Origin of the sequence: Micromonospora sp. WMMD975, assembly GCF_029581215.1 — a bacterium.
In the GTDB taxonomy this organism is placed as follows: Bacteria; Actinomycetota; Actinomycetes; order Mycobacteriales; family Micromonosporaceae; genus Micromonospora.
Genome location: NZ_CP120739.1, coordinates 3,691,927 through 3,711,240, shown reverse-complemented (window position 1 = coordinate 3,711,240; position 19,314 = coordinate 3,691,927). Strand labels below are relative to the sequence as shown.

Below are 19,314 nucleotides of genomic sequence, written 5' to 3'. Positions count from 1 at the left end.
GACATGACCTCCTCCATCGCGATCCCGGCGGGCATGCCGCAGTACGACGACGTGCCGCGGTTCGACGTGGCGGCGGTGCGGGCCGACTTCCCGATCCTGGACCGGGAGGTCAACGGCCACCCGCTCGTCTACCTGGACAGCGCCAACACCTCGCACAAGCCGCGGCAGGTGCTCGACGTGCTCGCCGAGCACTACGCGATGCACAACGCCAACGTGTCGCGCTCGGTGCACACGCTCGGCACCGAGGCGACCGAGGCGTACGAGGGCGCGCGGGCGAAGATCGCCGCGTTCGTCCACGCGCCGAGCGTGGACGAGGTGGTGTTCACCAAGAACTCCACCGAGGCGATCAACCTGGTGGCGTACGCGTTCTCCAACGCCTCCGTGGGCGCGGGCGGTGACGACCGGTTCCGGCTCGGCCCCGGCGACGAGATCGTGATCTCCGAGATGGAGCACCACTCGAACATCGTCCCGTGGCAGTTGCTGGCGGAGCGCACCGGCGCGACGCTGCGCTGGTTCCCGGTCACCGACGGCGGCCGGCTGGACGAGTCGGGCCTGGACGACCTGGTCACCGAGCGGACGAAGATCGTCTCCCTGGTGCACGTGTCGAACATCCTCGGCACGGTCAACGCCACCGCCCGGATCACCGAGCGGGTCCGCCAGGTCGGGGCGATGCTGCTGCTCGACTGCTCCCAGTCGGTGCCGCACCTGCCGATCGACGTGGTCGACCTGGACGCCGACTTCATCGTCTTCACCGGGCACAAGATGTGCGGTCCGACCGGCGTCGGCGTGCTCTGGGGCCGGGGCGAGCTGCTCGCCGCGATGCCACCGGTGATGGGCGGTGGCTCGATGATCGAGACGGTGACGATGGCGCGGTCGACGTTCGCCGCGCCGCCGGCCCGGTTCGAGGCGGGCACGCCGCCGATCGCCGAGGCGGTCGCGCTCGGCGCGGCGGTGGACTACCTGACCGGCGTCGGCATGCCGGCGATCCGGTGGCACGAGAAGGAGCTGACGGCGTACGCGCTCGACGCCCTCGCCACCGTGCCCGGGCTGCGGATCTTCGGCCCGTCCGTGCCTGTCGGTCGGGGCGGGACGATCTCGTTCGCCCTCGGCGACGTGCACCCGCACGACGTCGGGCAGGTGCTCGACTCGCTCGGCGTGCAGGTGCGGGTCGGCCACCACTGCGCCAAGCCGGTGTGCGCCCGCTTCGGGGTGCCGGCCATGACCCGGGCGTCGTTCTACCTCTACACCACCACGGCGGAGATCGACGCGCTGGTGGCGGGCCTGGAGCGGGTGCGGAAGGTGTTCGACTGATGCAGCTTGAGTCCCTCTACCAGGAGATCATCCTGGATCACTACAAGCACCCGCACGGCCGTGGCCTGCGGGACGCGGCGGATCCGGCGGCCACGGTCGGCGAGGCGCACCACGTCAACCCGACCTGCGGCGACGAGATCACCGTGCGGGTGGCGACCGACGGCACCGTGTTCACCGACATCTCGTACGACGGAATGGGCTGCTCGATCAGCCAGGCGTCGGCGAGCATCCTGCACGAGCTGCTGCGCGGCCGGGCGGCGGGCGACGCCGCCGTGGTGCACGAGGCGTTCGTCGAGTTGATGTCCGGGCGTGGCCAGGTCACGCCGGACGAGGACGTGCTCGGGGACGGGGTGGCGTTCGCGGGTGTCGCGCGCTACCCGGCCCGGGTCAAGTGCGCGCTGCTGTCGTGGATGGCGTTCAAGGACGCCGCGGCACGCGCCGGGGTGGGCGTGAGCCCCGAGTCGAAGGCGAATCACCAACACGGCGCGGCGGTGTCCCATGCCGGCGCCGAGCGAAGCGAGGGGGCGGCATGAGCGACGACGAGACCACCACGACGCCGGAGACCGGCGCGGTGGCGACCGACAACCCGGTGACGCCGGGCGGTGGCAAGGCCGCCGTCGGCGACATCGAGGAGGCGATGAAGGACGTCGTCGACCCCGAGCTGGGCATCAACGTGGTCGACCTGGGTCTGGTGTACGGCGTGCACGTGGACGACGAGAACGTCGCCACCCTGGACATGACGTTGACCTCGGCGGCCTGCCCGCTCACCGACGTGATCGAGGACCAGGCCCGCCAGGCGCTCACCACCGGCCCGGGCGGCGGTCTGGTGAACGACATCCGGATCAACTGGGTCTGGTTGCCGCCGTGGGGCCCCGACAAGATCACCGACGAGGGGCGCGACCAGCTCCGCTCCCTGGGCTTCAACGTCTGACCCTCCCGACTCACCGCGATGGGCGCGGCACCCCGACCGGGGCGCCGCGCCCATCGCGTCACCCCACCCCACCCGCACCGAGGTGGGGGTGGGGTGGGGTGGAGGGGAAAAGGGTGGCGGGGGAGTGTGGGCGGGTCGCAGGATGAGTGGGTGATCGAGGCGTACCCGAAGCAGGCTCCTGTCCGTGCGGGCTTCCGCGCGCGCCGACAGCGTGCCCTGCCGGCCGCCTCGACCCGTCGTCCGCCGTCGTGACCGGCGCGTTCCTGGCCGGGCTGGTCGCCGGCTACGGCGTCGCGATCCCGGTCGGCGCGATCGCGGTGCTCATCCTCGGGCTCAGCGCACGCGACGGGTTCCGGGTCGGCGCTGCCGCCGCGCTCGCCGTGGCCACCGCCGACGGGCTCTACGCCACGGTCGCCGCGCTTGGCGGCGCCGGGCTGGCCGGCGTCCTCGCCCCGGTTGCCGGGCCACTGCGGGTGGTGGCCGCGCTGGTCCTGCTCGGCGTCGCCGGGCACGGCCTCTGGCGCGCCTGGTCCGGCCGGCGTGAGGTCCCGCGGGCACCGGCCGGTCGCGGGCTGCGCACCCCGGGCCGGGCGTACGCGGCGCTGCTCGGGCTGACCCTGCTCAACCCGGCGACGGTGCTCTACTTCGCCGCCCTGGTGCTCGGTCGCCGGGACGCCGCCGACCCGGATCCGGTCACCGCGGCGTTGTTCGTGACCGGCGCGTTCGTGGCCTCGGCGAGTTGGCAGTTGCTGGTGGCCGGCGGCGGTTCCGTGGTCGGCCGCGTGCTGACCGGCCCGCGCGGGCGGCTGGTCACCGGCCTGGTCTCCAGCGCGCTGATCGCCGGCCTCGCGGCCAGCACCCTGCTGTCCGGCTGAACCGCGTACCGTCGTGCCATGAGCAGCCGACCCGCAGCCGGGGGCGGCCGGTGGGTCGAGGTCGACCCGGCCCGCGTCACCCGCTGGGTCGAGGGCTTCGCCGACCGGCACGGCCCGCCCACCACCACCGCCCTGGGGTACGGGCTGCTGCTGACCGCCCCGGACGGCGCCACCGCCGAGTTGCACTCCCCGCCCGGGGCCCGCCCGGCGCCGGACCTGCCCGGGTTCGTCGGCGTCGCCGCGGCTCCCCGCCGGCTCGGCCTGCTGCTGGCCCGCAAGGGCGCGGTGGCGGTCGGCGTCGCGGACGGCACCGACCTCATGGTCTCCAAGGTGGACACGCGGTACGTGCAGGGCCGCACCGCCGCGGGTGGCTGGTCCCAGCAGCGGTTCGCCCGGCGGCGCGACAACCAGGCGAAGGCGGCCCTGGGCGACGCGGCCGACCTCGCGGTACGCCTGCTGTTGCCGGCCGTGGGCACGCTCGCGGCGCTGGTCTGCGGCGGTGACCGGCGGGCGGTCGACACGGTGTTGGCCGACCGGCGGCTGGCCCCGCTGGCGGCGCTGCGTGCGGAGCGTCTGCTCGACGTGCCCGAGCCGCGGCACGCGGTGCTCGTGGCCGCCGTCGCCGCCGCCCGGGCCGTCCACATCCTGGTCCGCTGAACGGGAAAGATCGCATCAAGGCAGGTCAATCCCACTGAGCGATAGTGCATCGAGCAAAGACGATGCCTAAGGTCGGTGTCACGAAGTGGTGGGTCTCCGGGCGACCCGCCGGGGCAGCTTCGCCTCCGCCATCCGAGCACCGACATCGTTGGGAGAGAACAATTTCATGAGCGGACAACAGGACGGCCGGCTGCGGGCCCGGTGGCGCCGTGCGACGAGGCTCCTCGCCGTCGCGGTGGCGATGTGTGCCGGGAGCGTCGTGCTCACGGCGGGCACGGCGACCGCGAGCGTCACCTCCGCCGCCGCGCTCGCGGCCCCGGCGGTCAGCAAAGTCACCACGGGCGGCGCGCACACGTGCGCGATCGTGACCGACGGGGGGCTGTGGTGCTGGGGCTCGAACTACGGTGGACAGCTCGGCGACGGGACCACCACGAACCGGAACACTCCGGCGCGGGTGGGCAGCGCCACCTGGACCGCGGTCGACGGTGGCACCGGGCACACCTGCGCGGTCCGGACGGACGGCACGTTGTGGTGCTGGGGCTCGAACTTCCGGGGTCAGGTCGGTGACGGCACCACCACGAGCCGGAGCGCCCCGGTGCAGGTCGGCACCGCCACCAACTGGGCCACGGTCGACGCCGGGCCGTTGCACACCTGCGGTGTGCGCACCGACGGCACGCTCTGGTGCTGGGGCTTCAACCGGACCACCCAGTTGGGCGTCGGCGCCTCGCCCTACGTGGCGACCACGCCGCTGCAGGTCGGCACCGCGACCAACTGGGCGAGCGTCTCGACCGGCTACGCGCACACCTGCGGCCTCCGTACCGACGGCACGCTGTGGTGCTGGGGTCTCAGCTCGGACGGCCAGGTCGGCATCGGCACCCTGAGCGCCCAGCCGACGCCGGCGCAGGTGGGCACCGCGAACAACTGGACCGGCGTCACCGCCGGCTACGTCCACACCTGCGGGATCCGGTCCGGCAGCCTGTGGTGCTGGGGCGAGAACGGGTACGGGCAACTCGGCGTGAGCGGCAGTTTCCAGACCTCGCCGGTGCAGGTCGGCACGACCACCACGTGGAGCCGGGTCGCCGCGAGTGGCGACACGTCCTGCGCGGCGCGCGCCGACGGCAGCCTGTGGTGCTGGGGCAAGAACTCGATGGGCCAGGTGGGCGACGGCACCACCACCCACCGGTCCGCGCCGACCCGCGTCGGTGACGCCACCACCTGGACCGGCGGCCTCGCGGTCACCGACCACGCCTGCGCGATCCGCACCGACGGCGGCCTGTGGTGCTGGGGCGACAACAGCGGGGGGCAGTTGGGCGACGGCACCACCACCCAGCGGCCCACCCCGGCCCAGGTGACGATGCCGGGCTGACGACAGGGGGCCGCCGGTCCGCGCCGCGGAGACATTCCGCAGCGCGGACCGACGGCCCCCGAGGGTGTTACTGGCCGCCGCCGAAGGTGTCGCAGGCCTTCGGGTCACCGGTGGTGAAACCCTTGGTGAACCACTGCTGGCGCTGCTCGGACGTGCCGTGGGTGAACTCGTCGGGGTTCACCGGCCGGCCGGAGCGCTGCTGGATGGCGTCGTCGCCGATCTTCTCGGCGGTGTCGACGGCCTGCTGGATGTCCTGGTCGGTGATGCTCTTGAAGATCTTCTGGCCCTGGTCGTCGGCGGTGCCGGTGGCGTTCTTGGCCCAGGCGCCGGCATAGCAGTCGGCCTGCAACTCCAGCTTCACCGAGAGCGCGTTGGCGTTCTGCGGGTCACGCTGCTGCTGGCGGCGCATCTGCGCCTCGGTGCCGAGCAGGTCCTGCACGTGGTGCCCGTACTCGTGGGCCAGGACGTACGGCTGGGCGAACTCGCCCTCGGCGCCGAGCTGGTCGGCGAGCAGGCGGTAGAAGGTGAGGTCGATGTAGACCAGGTCGTCGGCCGGGCAGTAGAACGGGCCGACCCCCGAGTCGGCCGCGCCGCAGCCGGTGCTGACGTTCTGGCTGAAGAACACCGTCTTGGACGGCTTGTACTGCTCGCCGAACACCTCCGGCATGGCGGTGCGCCAGTAGGCCTGGATGGAGTTGACGTAGAGCGTGTTGCGGCAGTCGAGCTGCTCCAGCGCGTCCTGCGCGGAGCATTTCTGCTCCAGCGAGGCGTTGTCGCCCTGGTCCGAACCGCCGCCGTTGGTGGCCGCGTTGAGGCCGAAACCGCCGCCCACGAGGGCGACGAGCACGGCGATGATGATGCCCACGATCCCGCCCCGGCCACCGCCGATCGGGATCGGGATGCCCATCCCGCCCCCTCCGCCGGACCCTCGCCGGTCGTCCACCTGGCTGGTGTCGACCCGCGCGTTCTCATTCAGCTCCATGTTGACCCCGATCACCGATGTGTCCGTGTGTGGTGGTTGCGGTACCGGACCGGGTCCGGACGGCGGATTCGGTACCCGATGATCTTGCACGGTAATCCGGCGGGACGGGTGCGACGCGCCCGGTACACTTGTGCCGTGCTGCGCTGCGAAGGCTGAACCGCCCCGCGCCGACGGAGATGACGATCCGCCGGCGCTTTCGCGTGCCCTGAGTCAGCCCTTCCGGACCCGAGAGCGAGTCTTCCGAAATGATCACTGCCACCGGCCTGGAACTGCGCGCCGGTTCCCGGATCCTGCTGTCCGACACCACCCTGCGGGTGCAGCCCGGAGACCGGATCGGCCTGGTCGGGCGCAACGGCGCCGGCAAGACCACCACCCTCAAGGTGCTCGCCGGGGAGGGCCAGCCGTACGCCGGGCAGATCGACCGGCGCAGCGCCATCGGCTACCTGCCGCAGGACCCGCGTACCGGCGACCTGGAGGTCACCGGCCGGGACCGGGTGCTCTCCGCCCGTGGCCTGGACGTGCTGATGGCGCAGATGACGGAACTGGAGAACAAGCTCGCCGAGGGCGCCGACGACGAGCGGCTGGTCCGCCGCTACGGCGCGCTGGAGGACCAGTTCGCCTCGCTCGGCGGGTACGCGGCCGAGGCCGAGGCGGCCCGGATCTGCGCCAACCTGGGCCTGCCCGACCGCGCCCTGGCACAGACCATCGGCACCCTCTCCGGCGGCCAGCGCCGCCGCATCGAGCTGGCCCGGATCCTGTTCCGCGACGCGGGCGAGAACGGCGGCGGCATCCTGCTGCTCGACGAGCCCACCAACCACCTCGACGCCGACTCGATCACCTGGCTGCGTGGCTTCCTCGCCAACCACAAGGGCGGCCTGATCGTGATCTCCCACGACGGGTCGCTGCTGGAGTCCGTGGTCAACAAGGTGTGGTTCCTGGACGCCACCCGGTCCGTGGTCGACACCTACAACCTCGGCTGGAAGGCGTACCTGGAGGCGCGGGAGACCGACGAGCGGCGCCGCCGCCGGGAACGGGCCAACGCCGAGAAGAAGGCCGGCGCGCTGATGGCGCAGGCGGACAAGATGCGGGCCAAGGCCACCAAGACCGTCGCCGCGCAGAACATGGCCCGCCGCGCCGAGCGCCTGCTCTCCGGCCTCGACGAGGTCCGGGTGTCCGACAAGGTGGCCAAGGTGCGCTTCCCCAACCCGGCGCCGTGCGGCAAGACGCCGCTGACCGCCGCCGGCCTGTCCAAGTCGTACGGGTCGCTGGAGATCTTCACCGACGTCAGCGTCGCGGTGGACCGTGGCTCCCGGGTGGCCATCCTCGGCCTCAACGGCGCCGGCAAGACCACCCTGCTGCGGATGCTCGGCGGTCTGCTGGAGCCGGACACCGGCGAGGTGCGCCCCGGGCACGGCCTGCGGCTCGGCTACTACGCCCAGGAGCACGAGACGCTCGACGTGGAGCGGACGATCCTGGAGCACATGCGCAGCGCCGCCTCGGACCAGACCGACACCGACCTACGCAAGATCCTCGGTGCGTTCCTGTTCTCCGGGGAGGACGTGGACAAGCCGGCCGGGGTGCTCTCCGGCGGGGAGAAGACCCGGCTGGCGTTGGCCACCCTGGTCTGCTCCGGCGCCAACGTGTTGCTGCTCGACGAGCCGACGAACAACCTCGACCCGGTCAGCCGGGAGCAGGTGCTGGACGCGATCGCCCGCTACCCGGGCGCGATCGTGCTCGTCACCCACGACCCGGGCGCGGTCACCGCGCTCAAGCCGGACCGCGCCATCCTGCTGCCCGACGGCGACGAGGACGCCTGGTCCGACGACCTGCTGGAACTGGTGGAACTGGCCTGACCTGGCCCCCTCCCCGCCCGCCCCCGTCCTTCCGATGTCGATCATGAAGTTGGCGGCACCGTACGAGATCCACACCGCCGTCAACCTCATGATCACCCGCTTGCTCTTTCGGAAGGTCGGGCTCGGGGTTGGTCAAGGAGGTGCCACAACTCCAGACCGGCGCTGTCCGGGATCTTGGAGGGCGGTGGCCCCTGGGGCGGCACGCTCCACGATCGGCAGCAGCCCGAGCAGCCCGAGCAGCCCGAGCAGCCCGAGCAGCCCGAGCAGCCCGAGCAGCCCGAGCAGCCCGAGCAGCCCGGGCCACGGGTCGGGTAACCGTCCGGATCGATGCCCTCACGTCGGCGCCCGTGGAGCGGATCAAGCCGGCATCCGGCACGCGATACGGATCGAACGCTCGAAAGGATCACTCTATCGGGAACCTGACACTGCGTAGCGTGTCGGTTGGCGAATAGTTGATATCTGGCGCATGATCGTCCGAGGCGGTCTAATAGGTGGGACCGTATCCGAACCGCACAGTCTGGGACGTGAGGAATCAGCATGGCAGCCACCGGCACAGCCACCAGCACTGAGAAGGGTCGCCGGATCGTCGGGGCCGAGCGTCAGACGCTCGCCAAAGACCTGGTAAAGCGGTACACCGGGGGTGAGAGCATCCGTGCGCTGGCGGCCTCGACCGGCCGTTCCTACGGGTTCATCCACCGGGTGCTCACCGAGTCCGGGGTGCAGCTGCGGCAGCGCGGCGGCGCCCGGCGCCGCAAGAAGGCGTGACCCGCCCCCCAGCGTCGTCCATCAGCGTCGCGCTCCGGGTGGTCCGGTGACCGCCGAGACGACCGGAGTTCGACTCGACTGCGACGGGCCGGTTGCGACGGTGACGTTGTGCCGGCCCGACGTGCTCAACGCCCAGACCCCGGCGATGTGGCGTGCCATGAGCGAGTTCTCCCGGGACCTGCCGGGTGACGTCCGGGTCGTCGTCGTACGCGGGGAGGGGCGTTCCTTCTCCGCCGGCCTGGACCTTTCGGTCGCCGGTGCCTCCGGGCCGGGCTCCTTCGCCGAGCTGGCCGCGCTCCCCGAGAGCGAGTGCGCCGACCGGATCGCCGGATATCAGGGCGGCTTCACCTGGCTGCACCGGCCGGACGTCATCTCGGTCGCCGCCGTGCAGGGCCATGCCATCGGCGCCGGTTTCCAGCTCGCCCTCGCCTGTGACCTGCGCGTGCTCGCCGCCGACGCCCGGCTCTCGATGGCCGAGGTGACGCTCGGCCTGGTTCCCGACCTGGGCGGCACCCGTCGCCTGATCGACCTGGTCGGCTACTCCCGGGCGCTGGAGATCTGCGCCACCGGCCGCCGGATGGACGCCGCCGAGGCGGACCGGGTCGGCCTGGCCACCCTGGTGGTGCCGAACGACGAGCTGGACGGCGCGGTGCGTGACCTGTCCGCCGGGCTGCTCGCCAACAACCGGGACGCGGTCGTGGAGATCAAGGCGTTGCTCGCCGGCGCGGTCGGGCGGTCGCACGCCGAGCAGCAGCGGGCCGAGCGGGAGGCGCAGACCCGGCGGATCCGCGACCTGGCCGGCCGCGGCGAATAGTAAGGACCGCACGGGAAGATCCGGGTTACTCGCGAGGTTGTCACAGGCGTCGGGAGAATGGACCCCGGCGGTTCTCCGTTGCCCGACGACCCGGAGGTGACGAGTGTCCAACCACATGGCCGGCGGCGGCATGGGTGGCTGGAGCATGCTCCGGTCGCTGCGCAACCGCGACGAGGTCTCCGCCCACCAGCTCAAGCGCGGCACCGCCAGGCGGATCGTCGCGTTCGCCCAGCCCTACCGGCGCGACATCGTCATCTTCCTGATCACCGTCATCGTGGCCGCGGTGATCGGCGTGGCCACCCCGCTGCTCGCCGGTGACGTCATCGACGCGATCGCCGGCGGCGGCTCCGACGCCCGCGACACCGTGGTCCGGCTCGCCCTGATCATCGCCGTGCTGGCCGTGGCCGACGCGCTCTTCTCGCTGGCCCAGCGGTGGTATTCCGCCCGCATCGGCGAGGGCATCATCCTCGACCTGCGCACCCGGGTCTACGACCACGTCCAGCGGATGCCGCTGCAGTTCTTCACCCGCACCCAGACCGGCGCGCTCGTGAGCCGGCTCAACAACGACGTGCTCGGCGCCCAGCGCGCGTTCACCTCGACCCTGTCCGGGGTGGTCAGCAACGTCATCCAGCTCGTGCTCACCGCTGCGGCGATGCTCGTGCTGTCCTGGCAGATCACCGTGCTGGCGCTGGTGCTGCTGCCGATCTTCATCATCCCGGCCCGGCGGGTCGGGCGGCGGCTGGCCGAAATCACCCGCGAGTCCTACAACCTCGACGCCAAGATGAACGCCACCATGACCGAGCGGTTCAACGTCTCGGGCGCCCTGCTGGTCAAGCTGTTCGGCGCGCCCGAGGTGGAGGCCACGCGGTTCGCCGGCCGGGCCGAGCGGGTGCGTGACATCGGCATCCAGTCCGCGATGTACTCCCGCACCTTCTTCGTGGCGATGCTGCTCGTCGCCTCGCTCGCCCAGGCGCTCACCTACGGGCTGGGTGGCTGGCTCGCCGTCGCCGGCGCGGTCAGCGCGGGCACCGTCGTCAAGCTGGCGCTGCTGCTCACCCGCCTCTACGGTCCGCTCACCGCGCTGTCCAACGTCCGGGTCGACGTGATGAGCGCATTGGTCTCCTTCGACCGTGTCTTCGAGGTGCTCGACCTGCGTCCGGGCATCGCGGAGAAGCCCGACGCGGTGCCCGTCCCGCCGCGCAACGGCCGGGTCGAGTTCCGTGACGTGCGCTTCCGCTACCCGAGCGCCGCCGAGGTGTCGCTGGCCTCGCTGGAAGAGGTCGCCGCGCTCGACCGGACGGTCAACGAGCCGGTGCTCAGGGGCGTCTCGTTCGCCGTCGAGCCCGGGCAGATGGTCGCCCTGGTCGGCCCGTCCGGCGCCGGCAAGTCGACGCTGTCCATGCTGGTCTCGCGGATCTACGACGTCAGCGACGGTCAGGTGCTCGTCGGCGGCGTGGACGTCCGGGACGCCACGCTCGCCTCGCTGCGCGACGAGATCGGCGTGGTCACCCAGGATTCGCACCTGTTCCACGAGACGATCCGGGAAAATCTGCGCTACGCCAAGCCCGACGCCACCGACGACGAGATCTGGGCGGCGCTGGCCGGCGCACAGGTCGCCGACCTGGTCCGGTCCACGCCCGACGGGCTCGACACCACGGTCGGCGAGCGGGGCTACCGCTTCTCCGGCGGTGAGAAGCAACGGATCGCCATCGCTCGACTGCTGCTCAAAGCCCCGTCGATCGTGATCCTCGACGAGGCCACCGCGCACCTCGACTCGGAGAGCGAGGCGGCGGTGCAGCGGGCGCTGTCGGTGGCGTTGACCGGGCGCACCGCGTTGGTGATCGCGCACCGGCTCTCCACCGTGCGCGACGCCGACCAGATCCTGGTCCTCGACGAGGGGCGGATCGTCGAGCGCGGCCGACACGACGAGCTGGTGGCGGTCGGCGGTCTCTACGCCGAGCTCTACCGCACCCAGTTCGCGGTCAGCGACTCCCCGGCGCCCTACACCGAGCCGGAGCAGCCCGAGCCGGTGGTGACCACGGTGCCGATGGGCACGTACGTCGCGCAGGAGGCGATGCCGCCGGCGTCGGCGAACTAGGGCTCGCCGGTCCGACCGCGTGCCGGCGGATCCGGGGAGGCTATTCGCCGGTGACCGCCGCGCGCAGCTCGCCGAAGGCGGCACCGAGCGTCTCCGGCGTGAAGTGGGCGTTCAGGCCGCTCGGGTTGGGCAGCACCCAGAGCCGGGCCGGTCCGAGCGACTCCGGCTGCGGCCCGAAGCGGGCCTTCGGCCGGGCGAACCCGATCCGGTACGCGGTCACCCCGACCACCGCCACCCAGCGCGGCCGGTGACGCTCGACCTTCTCGGTCAGCACCCGGGCGCCGTCGACCAGCTCCTGCGCGGTCAGCTCGTCGGCGCGGGCGCTGGCCCGGGCCACCATGTTGGTGATGCCCAACCCCAGCGCCGGCAGCTCGTCCTGTTCGCTGGGGTGTAGCAGCCGCGGGGTGAAGCCGCCCCGGTGCAGCGCCGGCCAGAACCGGTTGCCCGGGCGGGCGAAGTGCCAGCCGGTGGCCGCCGACCACAGGCCCGGGTTGATCCCGACGAAGAGCACGTCCAGCCCGGGCGCGAGCACGTCGGGCAGCAGCCGGTCGGCTGCGGCGGCGAGCTGTTCCCGGCTGGGCCGGGGGTGGCGTCGGGCCGGCGTGCCCGGACCGGGGGCGGCCTCGGGCCGCCGACCGGCGGGCCGGCGGCGGGGCGCCGTCACAGCCCGCGCACCGCGCCGCCGTCGACCGGCACGGTCACCCCGGTGACGTAGCCGGCGGCGGGGGAGAGCAGGAACGCGGCCACCCGGCCGAACTCGGCCGGTTCGCCGAAGCGGCCCAGCGGGATCGCCGCTTCCGCCTCGGCGCGGGCCCGGTCGGCGTCGCCGGTGGCGGCCAGCAGCTCCCGGTTGCGGTCGGTCATGATGCGTCCGGGCAGCAGGCTCAGCACGCGTACGCCGCGCGGACCGTACTCGTCGGCCATGTCCTTCGCCACGCCGGCCAGGCCGGGTCGCAGGCCGTTGGAGATGCCAAGCCCGGCCAGCGGCCCGCGTACCGAGGTGGACAGCACCAGGGCGATCGCGCCGCCGTCGGTGAGCGCGCCGGCCACCGTGCGGGCGACCCGGACGCTGCCCAGGAAGACCGTCTCGAACGACTCCCGCCACTGCTCGTCGGTGACCTCGGCGGCGGTGCCCCGGGCCGGGCCGCCGACCGAGACCAGCGCGCCGTCGAGCCGGCCGAAGTGTTCGCGCGCCGCGGCGACCAGGCGGGCCGGGGTGTCGGGGTCGGCCAGGTCGGCGGCCAGCCCGATGGCCCGCGTCGGGTCGCCGAGCGACTCGACCGCGGCGGCCACCCGCTCCGGCGCCCGGGCGGAGAGCACCACCCGGGCGCCGTCCGCGACGAGCTGCTGGGCGGTGGCGAAACCGAGGCCGCCGGACGCACCGGTCAGCACGTACACCCGGTCGGCGAGTCCGAGATCCATGCGCCCGATCCTGCCGTACCGGGTGGGACCTGTCAGCGCGGGGCGGGCCGCAGCAGGCGTACCCGCCCGGCGAGCTGGACCGCGACGGCGCCACCGGTGCGGGCGAGCGCCGGGAGACGGCGGGGCCGGGGCGCGGCGTGGCCGTCGTAGCGGCTCGCGGCCTCGCGCCCGGCCAACTCGTCGGCGCCCAGCGGGGGCAGCGTGCCCGCGTCTCGCAGCGCGCGGGCCAGGTCCCAGCCGTCGCGCAGCGACCCGTTCGTGGGGCGGCCGGCGGCCCAGCCGGTGAAGGCCGCCGGCCAGTCGGCGCCGAGTCCGGCGGCGAGCAGCGGCCAGTGCCGGGCCACGTCGCCGGCCCGTTTGCGCAGCAGGGCCCGGCGGGCGGCCTCGACCGGCGCCGGGGCGAAGCCGGGCGGCAGCGGCCCGCCGGCCACCAGCGCGGCGACCAGCTCGGCCTGCCGGGCGGCCAGGTCGCCGCTCACGTGACCACCGGGTGGCCGGAGGCGGCGGCCAGCGCGTCCAGCTCGCCGCGCAGCTCGGCGGCGGGCGGATAGTGGCCGTCGCGTTCCAGCAGCAGCGCCGGCGCCCGGCGCCGCTCGCAGAGCTGGCGGACCAGGTCGAGCACCTCGGCGGGCACCGGGTCGGTGTGCGTGTCGTGGTAGAAGCCGCCGGCCTCGGCGCCGCCGGCCACGTGGACGTAGGCGATCCGCTCCAGCGGCAGCCGGTCCAGCAGCGCGGCGGCGTCGCCACCCCGGTTGCGGGCGTTGGCGTGCACGTTGGCGACGTCGAGCAGGAGCAGCGCCCCGGTGGCGTCGAGGATCTCGGTGAGGAAGTCGGCCTCGTCCAGCTCGTCGTCGGGCCAGTCGAAGAGCGCGGCGATCGGTTCCAGCGCCAGCGGCACCGGCAGCTCCGCCTGCGTCCGCCGCACGTTCGCCACCACCGCGGCCACCGCCTCCCGGCTGCGCGGCAGCGGCAGCAGGTGGCCGGCCTCCAGCCCGCCGGCCCGCACGAACGCGATGTGCTCGCTGACCAGCGGCGCCGCCAGCGTCGTGGCTACCCCGGCCAGGTGCGCGACCCGGGCCGGGTCGACCGGTTCCGCGCCACCGAGCGAGAGCCGCACCCCGTGGGGTACGACTGTGACGCCGCGCTCGCGCAGCTCGGTCAGGCCCTCGGGCGGCGGCCCGGCCGGGGCGACCGACTCCGCCACCACCTCGACGAACCGCAGCCCCGGCAGGCCGGCCACGAAACCGGCGATCTCGGGACGCCAGCCGATGCCGACGCCGGACGGGCCGTTCATCCGCCGCACCCGCCGCCTCCACCGCACCCGCCGCCTCCACCGCAGGAGCTGCCGCCGCCGCAGGAGGAGGAGCTGCCACCGGAGCAGGAGCTGCCGCCGCCGCACGAGGTGCCGGAGGTGCCGGCGGTGCCCATCGCCTGGCGCTGGATCTCGGCCTGCTCGGCGAAGCCCGGGTCCATGGTCCAGAGCGTGGCGGTGCCGAACAGCGCCACGCCCAGGGCCGCGTCCGACGGGCCGTAGGTGGCGTACGCGGGTGCGGCGGCGGGGCGCAGCCAGGCGTGCCGGCGGCGCATGTCGCGCAGCGCGGCGGTGGCCGCCCGGGTGCGCCAGGGCACGCGGTTGAACAGCAGGAACGCGGCGAACAACGGGAACAGGGTGAGGAGCAGGAAGCCGGCCGGGCGGCCGTTGGTCAGCCCGACGAAGGCGCGCACGACGCCGATCGCCAGCAGGAAACCGACAAGCATGGACCCGCGCCGCAGCGACCGGCGGCGCTCCTGGTCCAGGGCCAGGCCCCGGCGGACCAGGCCGTCCCGCAGCTCGTCGAGGGCGCGCCGGATCCACTCGTCGCGGACCAGCTCGCGGGAGCGCAGCCCGCGGCTGGCGGCGTGGTGGACGGCCTGGTCGAGCGGGGTCATCCCGGCCGGAAGCGGCCCGCCGGGCGCCAACCGCCGGTCCGGGTGCGCGCCGACCGCGCCGGCCCGGCGCAGCCCGCCGAGGGAGGTCCAGACCGCGAGCTGGTCGCCCCCGTTGAGGTACGCGACCTGTTGCGGCCCGAGCGCGCCGTGCTCGGTCACGGCGGTGCCGGCGAGCGCGCGGAACCGGTACACCGCCGTGCCGACGACCAGGACGACGGCCGCGACGAGATACCAGCGCAGGAAGACGGGGCCGGGGACGCCCCAGGTGTCGGCCGCGAGGACGGTCATGGTCTGCTCCTGTCGCGAGGGGGTCGCGGCTCATTGTGGAGCAGACGCGCCAGCGTTGATCACTGGGAAGGGTGCAGTTACCGGACCGAGACTCAGGGCCGGCGGACGGCCTCCTCGACCAGGTCGAGCACGCGGCTCAGGTCGCCGGCCGGACGGCCCATCGCCAGGTGCAGCACCAGCCCGTCGTACGCCAGCTCCAGGAACTGGGCCAGCACGTCGATCGGCACGTCGTCGCGGAGCACGCCTGCCTCCCGCTGGCGCAGCAGCCGTTCCCGGGTCGCCTCGGCGATGGCCGCGGACCGCTCGGACCAGCGCCTGGCGAACGCCGGGTCGGTGCGCAGCCGGCGGGAGACCTCGAGCTGGCTGCCGAGCCAGCCGGTGGTGTCCGGGGAGACGGCCCGGGCCAGCAGGTCGCGCATCACCTGCACCAGGCCGTTACGCGCCACGGTCTCCACCATGGCGGCGGCGTCGTCCTCGGCGACGGCGAGGAAGAGCGAGTCCTTGTCCCGGAAGTGGTGGAAGATCGCGCCCCGGGAGAGGCCGGTGGCCTCCTCCAACCGCCGCACGGTGGCGCCCTCGTAGCCGTGTCGGGCGAAACACGCCCGCGCCGCGGCGAGGATCTCCTGCCGGCGCGCGTCGAGCTGGTCCTGACTTACTCTGGGCACGGCACGATCGTCCCAGGTGGGAGGGGACCGGCGCAAACCGTACGTACGGTTCGCTACGATCCCGGTCGTGTCCCTCCCCACCCGACCGCTCACCGTCGCCGCCGTGCAGGCCGAACCGGTGCCCGGGGACGTCCCCGGCAACGCCCGCGCCGCCGCCCGCCTGGTCCACCGGGCCGCCGGCGCCCGCGTCGTCGTGCTGCCCGAACTGTTCCTGCCGGCGTACCACCCGCCGACGCTCGGCGCGGACCCGACCGGGACGGACGTGGCCGCCGCCCCCGACGGGCGGGTCGACGACGCGCGGCTGGACCCGCTGCGCGCCGCCGCCCGCGACGCCGGGACCGCCGTGGTGATCGGCGCGGCGGTCCGCCACCCCGACCGGCGGCGCACCATCTCGTCGCTCGTCGTCGACCCGACCGGCACGGTCACCGCGGCGTACGACAAGCAACAGCTCTGGAGCGGCGAGCGCGAGCTGTTCGACGCCGGCCGGCGCGGCGCCACCCTCATGGTCGACGAGTGGCGGCTCGGCCTCGGCATCTGCTACGACGGCTGCTTCCCCGAGCACGGCCGAGCGGCGGCGGCCGACGGCGCGCACGGATATCTGTGTCCCAGCGGCTACCTGGCCGGCTCGGCCCATCGCCGCGACCTCTACTACGCGGCCCGCGCCCTGGACAACACCATGTTCGTGGTCTTCGCCAACGCGGTCGGCGGCGCGGATCCCTGGCGGTTCAACGGTGGCGCGGCGGTCTACGACCCGGAGGGCCGGCCGCTGGCCCGGGGCGCGGACACCGGGGAGGACGTGCTGGTGGCGGCGCTGGACCCGGGCGTCCTGGCGGACACCCGCGCGGCACACACCATGCTGCTCGACCGGCTGCCCGACGCCGGGGCCGCCCGCGCGACCCTCATCGCGTGACCACGTACGCGGGCCCCTCGACCCTGCCGGTGTCCCGGCTGTTCCCGTAGGGTGCTCAGGTGCCGTTGCTCCTGCTTGATCTGGACAACACCCTCCTGGACCGCGACGGGTCGTTCCGCGCCTGGGGAGCACGCTTCCTGGACACCATCGGCGCGCCCACCGTCGACCTCGACTGGCTGGTCTCCGTCGACGCCGACGGGTTGACCGACCGCTGGGACGTGGCCGACGCCATCCGTGACCGCTACGGCCTGCGGATCCCCTCGATCGACCTGGTCGACGAGCTGCGCGACGGTGTGGTGGCGCACATGCGACTGGACCCGCTCGTGGCCTGCGCGCTGCGGATCGCCGCCGACGCCGGCTGGGTGCCGGTCGTGGTCACCAACGGCGCGACGCGCCAGCAGGACGACAAGATCCGGCGGACCGGCCTGGACCGGTACGTCGCCGACTGGGTGATCTCCGAGGAGGCCGGGGTCAGCAAGCCCAACCCACGGATCTTCGCGCTCGCCGCCCAGCGGACCCGGATGCCGCTGCGCGGCGCGTGGGTGGTCGGCGACAGCCCGGAGGCGGACATCGGCGGCGCGACCGCGGTCGGCCTCCCGAGCGTCTGGCTGCACCGGGGCCGCCGCTGGTCGGACCCCCGGTTCGCGCCGACCCGGGTCGAGGACGGGTTGATCCCGGCCGTCGCCGCCGTGCTGGCGGGCTGAACGGGGAAAATTGGTTGCCCCGCCCGAGCGGGCCCGCGACCATGGTGCCGCGCGAGGGCGCACCCGGGCGTCGCCCGGTCGAGGAGAGGAGGTCGGTCATGGCCGTCTTTGCAGGGTCGTTCCGCCTGCCTCCACCAGCCTCGACCGAAGGACAGATCCACCCGTGCGTGACCACGACATCCCGGCGCCGCAGCGCCGTGGCCGCGGCAAGAGCCGCTTCGACGACGACGAACCCGATTTCCTGAAGCGGGGCGGTCCCCGGCCGACCCTCGGCGACCCGGACGCCGAGCCCGACGCGGAGGACCGCTGGTCCACCTGGGACCAGGCCGTGCACGGCCCCGAGCCGTACCCCGCCTGGCTGGTCACCGAGTTGGCCGCCCGGGACACCGAGCTCGGCATGCTCAAGACCGGCAAGGAGGCGGACGTCCACCTGGTCCGTCGTGCCGTGCCGGACACCGATCGGAGCTGCCTGCTGGCGGCCAAGCGCTACCGGGACGCCCAGCACCGGCTCTTCCACCGGGACGCCGGCTATCTCGAGGGCCGGCGGGTACGCCGGTCGCGGGAGATGCGGGCGATGGCCGGCCGGACCACGTTCGGCCGGCAGATGATCGCCGGGCAGTGGGCGGCGGCCGAGTTCGCCGCGCTGTCCCGCCTCTGGGAGATCGGCGTCGCCTCCGGGCGGATCGCCGTGCCCTACCCGGTGCAACTGCTCGGCACCGAACTGATGCTGGAGTTCGTCGGCGACGCCGAGGCGGGGGAGGCCGCGCCCCGGCTGGCCCAGGTCCGACCCACCGACGCCGGGTTGCGTGACCTCTGGGAGCAGATGGTCGACGCGTTGGTGGTGCTGGCCCGCGCCGGATACGCCCACGGCGACCTGTCGCCGTACAACCTCCTGGTGCACACCGGCCGGCTCGTCATGATCGACCTGCCGCAGGTGGTGGATGTGGTGGCCAACCCGCAGGGCGGGGAGTTCCTGGCCCGGGACGTGCGGGTGGTCGCTGCCTGGTTCACCGCCCGCGGCCTGCCGGCCACCACCACCGACCCGGCTGCGCTGACCGAGACGTTGTTGCGGGAGGCGGGCATCCGCTGACCACACGCCGTGTCCCGGGCGGGCCCGCCCGGCCCCCGCCCGTGGACACGGGTCGGCGTCGTGCCGTGGTCATCGGGTCGGCGTTGGGCCGTGGTTACCTGGTCGGCGGTCGTGGTCGCCCAGGGGCCGCCGGGGCGGCGTCGTGCCGGACGGGCCGCCGGATCACTGGAGGTAGCGCTCGACCTCCGGCACCGGGCGCTCGCCCTGCGCCTCCGGGTCGCCGTGCGCCTGACGGGCCGCTCGGCGGCGGCGGAGCAGGTCCCAGCACTGGTCCAGGGACTCCTCCAGGTGCCGCAGCCGCTCGCGGGCCTCGTCGTCGGTGCCGGCCTCGTGCTCCTGCGCGCCGGCGCGCAGCCGGTGCTCCTCGTCGACGAGTTCCGAGATCCGGCTCAGGATGGTCTTGTCGTCCATCCCCGAAGCTTGGCACAGCCGACGCGCCCGCGCCCGCGTTCCGCGCCGCGCGCCCGGGTGTCGCCCCCGCGCCCCGCCCGCGCTCGCGCGCCGAGTGTTAACAAGGGGCCCCGCCTCTACCGAATGCGTTAACAAGGGGCCCCTCCTTGCATGCAGGAAGGCTTGCGGCGTGGCGTATATCCCACCGGCTCCATTCTCGACAAAGAGATTGTTGTTACGTGAAATATCCTCTGTGCCGCCTTT

At 73.6% G+C, this 19,314-nt stretch carries 20 protein-coding genes and 1 pseudogene; 13 read left to right on the top strand and 8 right to left on the bottom strand.

Annotation, left to right across the window (positions count from 1 at the left end):
• Positions 1 to 3: 3 nt before the first annotated feature.
• The 6 genes and pseudogenes from O7613_RS15955 to O7613_RS15930 all read left to right on the top strand — a co-directional run bounded on the left by O7613_RS15955 (position 4) and on the right by O7613_RS15930 (position 5,140).
• Positions 4 to 1,311, top strand: coding sequence for a cysteine desulfurase (locus tag O7613_RS15955; RefSeq protein WP_282289183.1), 1,308 nt, complete (start codon positions 4 to 6; stop codon positions 1,309 to 1,311).
• Positions 1,311 to 1,769 (top strand): annotated as a pseudogene (gene sufU, locus O7613_RS15950) (Fe-S cluster assembly sulfur transfer protein SufU); the annotation flags it as partial. The gene O7613_RS15955 and the pseudogene sufU, both read left to right, overlap by 1 nt.
• 71 nt (positions 1,770 to 1,840) lie before the next feature.
• Entirely contained in the window at positions 1,841 to 2,242 is a 402-nt protein-coding gene (locus tag O7613_RS15945; protein ID WP_282289182.1) for a metal-sulfur cluster assembly factor, read from the top strand.
• Between the two features lie 248 nt (positions 2,243 to 2,490).
• Positions 2,491 to 3,117, top strand: coding sequence for a LysE family transporter (locus O7613_RS15940; RefSeq protein ID WP_282289181.1), 627 nt, complete (start codon positions 2,491 to 2,493; stop codon positions 3,115 to 3,117).
• Between the two features lie 18 nt (positions 3,118 to 3,135).
• On the top strand, positions 3,136 to 3,774 hold the full coding sequence (locus O7613_RS15935; protein ID WP_282289180.1) for an acVLRF1 family peptidyl-tRNA hydrolase: 639 nt from the start codon (positions 3,136 to 3,138) through the stop codon (positions 3,772 to 3,774).
• Positions 3,775 to 3,940: 166 nt separating this feature from the next.
• On the top strand, positions 3,941 to 5,140 hold the full coding sequence (locus O7613_RS15930) for a hypothetical protein (RefSeq protein WP_282289179.1): 1,200 nt from the start codon (positions 3,941 to 3,943) through the stop codon (positions 5,138 to 5,140).
• A gap of 67 nt (positions 5,141 to 5,207) precedes the next feature.
• Here the strand turns inward: O7613_RS15930 and O7613_RS15925 are convergent, their stop codons facing one another.
• Positions 5,208 to 6,122: a neutral zinc metallopeptidase gene (locus tag O7613_RS15925; protein WP_282289178.1), complete on the bottom strand. Its 915-nt coding sequence runs from the start codon at positions 6,120 to 6,122 to the stop codon at positions 5,208 to 5,210.
• Positions 6,123 to 6,367: 245 nt separating this feature from the next.
• Between O7613_RS15925 and O7613_RS15920 the strand changes: the two genes are divergently transcribed.
• The 4 genes from O7613_RS15920 (at position 6,368) to O7613_RS15905 (ending at position 11,652) form a co-directional block, all read left to right on the top strand.
• Entirely contained in the window at positions 6,368 to 7,975 is a 1,608-nt protein-coding gene (locus tag O7613_RS15920; RefSeq protein ID WP_282289177.1) for an ABC-F family ATP-binding cassette domain-containing protein, read from the top strand.
• A gap of 537 nt (positions 7,976 to 8,512) precedes the next feature.
• Positions 8,513 to 8,740: a helix-turn-helix domain-containing protein gene (locus O7613_RS15915; protein WP_007072022.1), complete on the top strand. Its 228-nt coding sequence runs from the start codon at positions 8,513 to 8,515 to the stop codon at positions 8,738 to 8,740.
• Positions 8,741 to 8,786: 46 nt separating this feature from the next.
• The gene (locus O7613_RS15910; RefSeq protein WP_281587613.1) at positions 8,787 to 9,554 is read left to right on the top strand and encodes an enoyl-CoA hydratase/isomerase family protein; all 768 of its coding nucleotides are present in this window, start codon (positions 8,787 to 8,789) and stop codon (positions 9,552 to 9,554) included.
• A 115-nt stretch (positions 9,555 to 9,669) separates the two neighbouring features.
• A complete protein-coding gene (locus tag O7613_RS15905) occupies positions 9,670 to 11,652 on the top strand; it encodes an ABC transporter ATP-binding protein (RefSeq protein WP_281590204.1) in 1,983 nt (660 codons plus the stop codon).
• Between the two features lie 40 nt (positions 11,653 to 11,692).
• Here the strand turns inward: O7613_RS15905 and mug are convergent, their stop codons facing one another.
• The 6 genes from mug to O7613_RS15875 form a co-directional block, all read right to left on the bottom strand.
• Positions 11,693 to 12,316, bottom strand: a complete 624-nt coding sequence (gene mug / locus O7613_RS15900) for a G/U mismatch-specific DNA glycosylase (RefSeq protein ID WP_281587614.1) — start codon at positions 12,314 to 12,316, stop codon at positions 11,693 to 11,695.
• Entirely contained in the window at positions 12,313 to 13,074 is a 762-nt protein-coding gene (locus O7613_RS15895) for an SDR family oxidoreductase (RefSeq protein ID WP_282289176.1), read from the bottom strand. The genes mug and O7613_RS15895 overlap by 4 nt, the downstream gene beginning before the upstream one ends.
• Positions 13,075 to 13,106: 32 nt before the next feature.
• Positions 13,107 to 13,553: a hypothetical protein gene (locus O7613_RS15890; RefSeq protein ID WP_282289175.1), complete on the bottom strand. Its 447-nt coding sequence runs from the start codon at positions 13,551 to 13,553 to the stop codon at positions 13,107 to 13,109.
• The gene (locus O7613_RS15885) at positions 13,550 to 14,368 is read right to left on the bottom strand and encodes a DUF692 domain-containing protein (protein ID WP_282289174.1); all 819 of its coding nucleotides are present in this window, start codon (positions 14,366 to 14,368) and stop codon (positions 13,550 to 13,552) included. Before O7613_RS15885 ends, O7613_RS15890 begins: the two co-directional genes overlap by 4 nt.
• Complete coding sequence (locus O7613_RS15880; RefSeq protein ID WP_281587618.1) at positions 14,365 to 15,291, bottom strand: TIGR04222 domain-containing membrane protein; 927 nt, start codon at positions 15,289 to 15,291, stop codon at positions 14,365 to 14,367. The genes O7613_RS15885 and O7613_RS15880 overlap by 4 nt, the downstream gene beginning before the upstream one ends.
• Positions 15,292 to 15,383: 92 nt before the next feature.
• On the bottom strand, positions 15,384 to 15,956 hold the full coding sequence (locus tag O7613_RS15875; RefSeq protein WP_281587619.1) for a TetR/AcrR family transcriptional regulator: 573 nt from the start codon (positions 15,954 to 15,956) through the stop codon (positions 15,384 to 15,386).
• Between the two features lie 67 nt (positions 15,957 to 16,023).
• Here O7613_RS15875 and O7613_RS15870 point away from each other — a divergent pair, with 67 nt between their 5' ends.
• From O7613_RS15870 to O7613_RS15860, 3 genes are all read left to right on the top strand, one after another.
• A complete protein-coding gene (locus O7613_RS15870; RefSeq protein WP_282289173.1) occupies positions 16,024 to 16,866 on the top strand; it encodes a carbon-nitrogen hydrolase family protein in 843 nt (280 codons plus the stop codon).
• Between the two features lie 59 nt (positions 16,867 to 16,925).
• Positions 16,926 to 17,570: an HAD family hydrolase gene (locus tag O7613_RS15865; protein ID WP_281587621.1), complete on the top strand. Its 645-nt coding sequence runs from the start codon at positions 16,926 to 16,928 to the stop codon at positions 17,568 to 17,570.
• A gap of 163 nt (positions 17,571 to 17,733) precedes the next feature.
• Positions 17,734 to 18,660: an RIO1 family regulatory kinase/ATPase gene (locus O7613_RS15860; RefSeq protein WP_282289172.1), complete on the top strand. Its 927-nt coding sequence runs from the start codon at positions 17,734 to 17,736 to the stop codon at positions 18,658 to 18,660.
• 162 nt (positions 18,661 to 18,822) lie between these two features.
• On the opposite strand, the gene O7613_RS15855 is transcribed toward O7613_RS15860, so the two are convergent.
• Complete coding sequence (locus tag O7613_RS15855) at positions 18,823 to 19,071, bottom strand: DUF2630 family protein (protein ID WP_281587623.1); 249 nt, start codon at positions 19,069 to 19,071, stop codon at positions 18,823 to 18,825.
• Between the last annotated feature and the right edge of the window lie 243 nt (positions 19,072 to 19,314).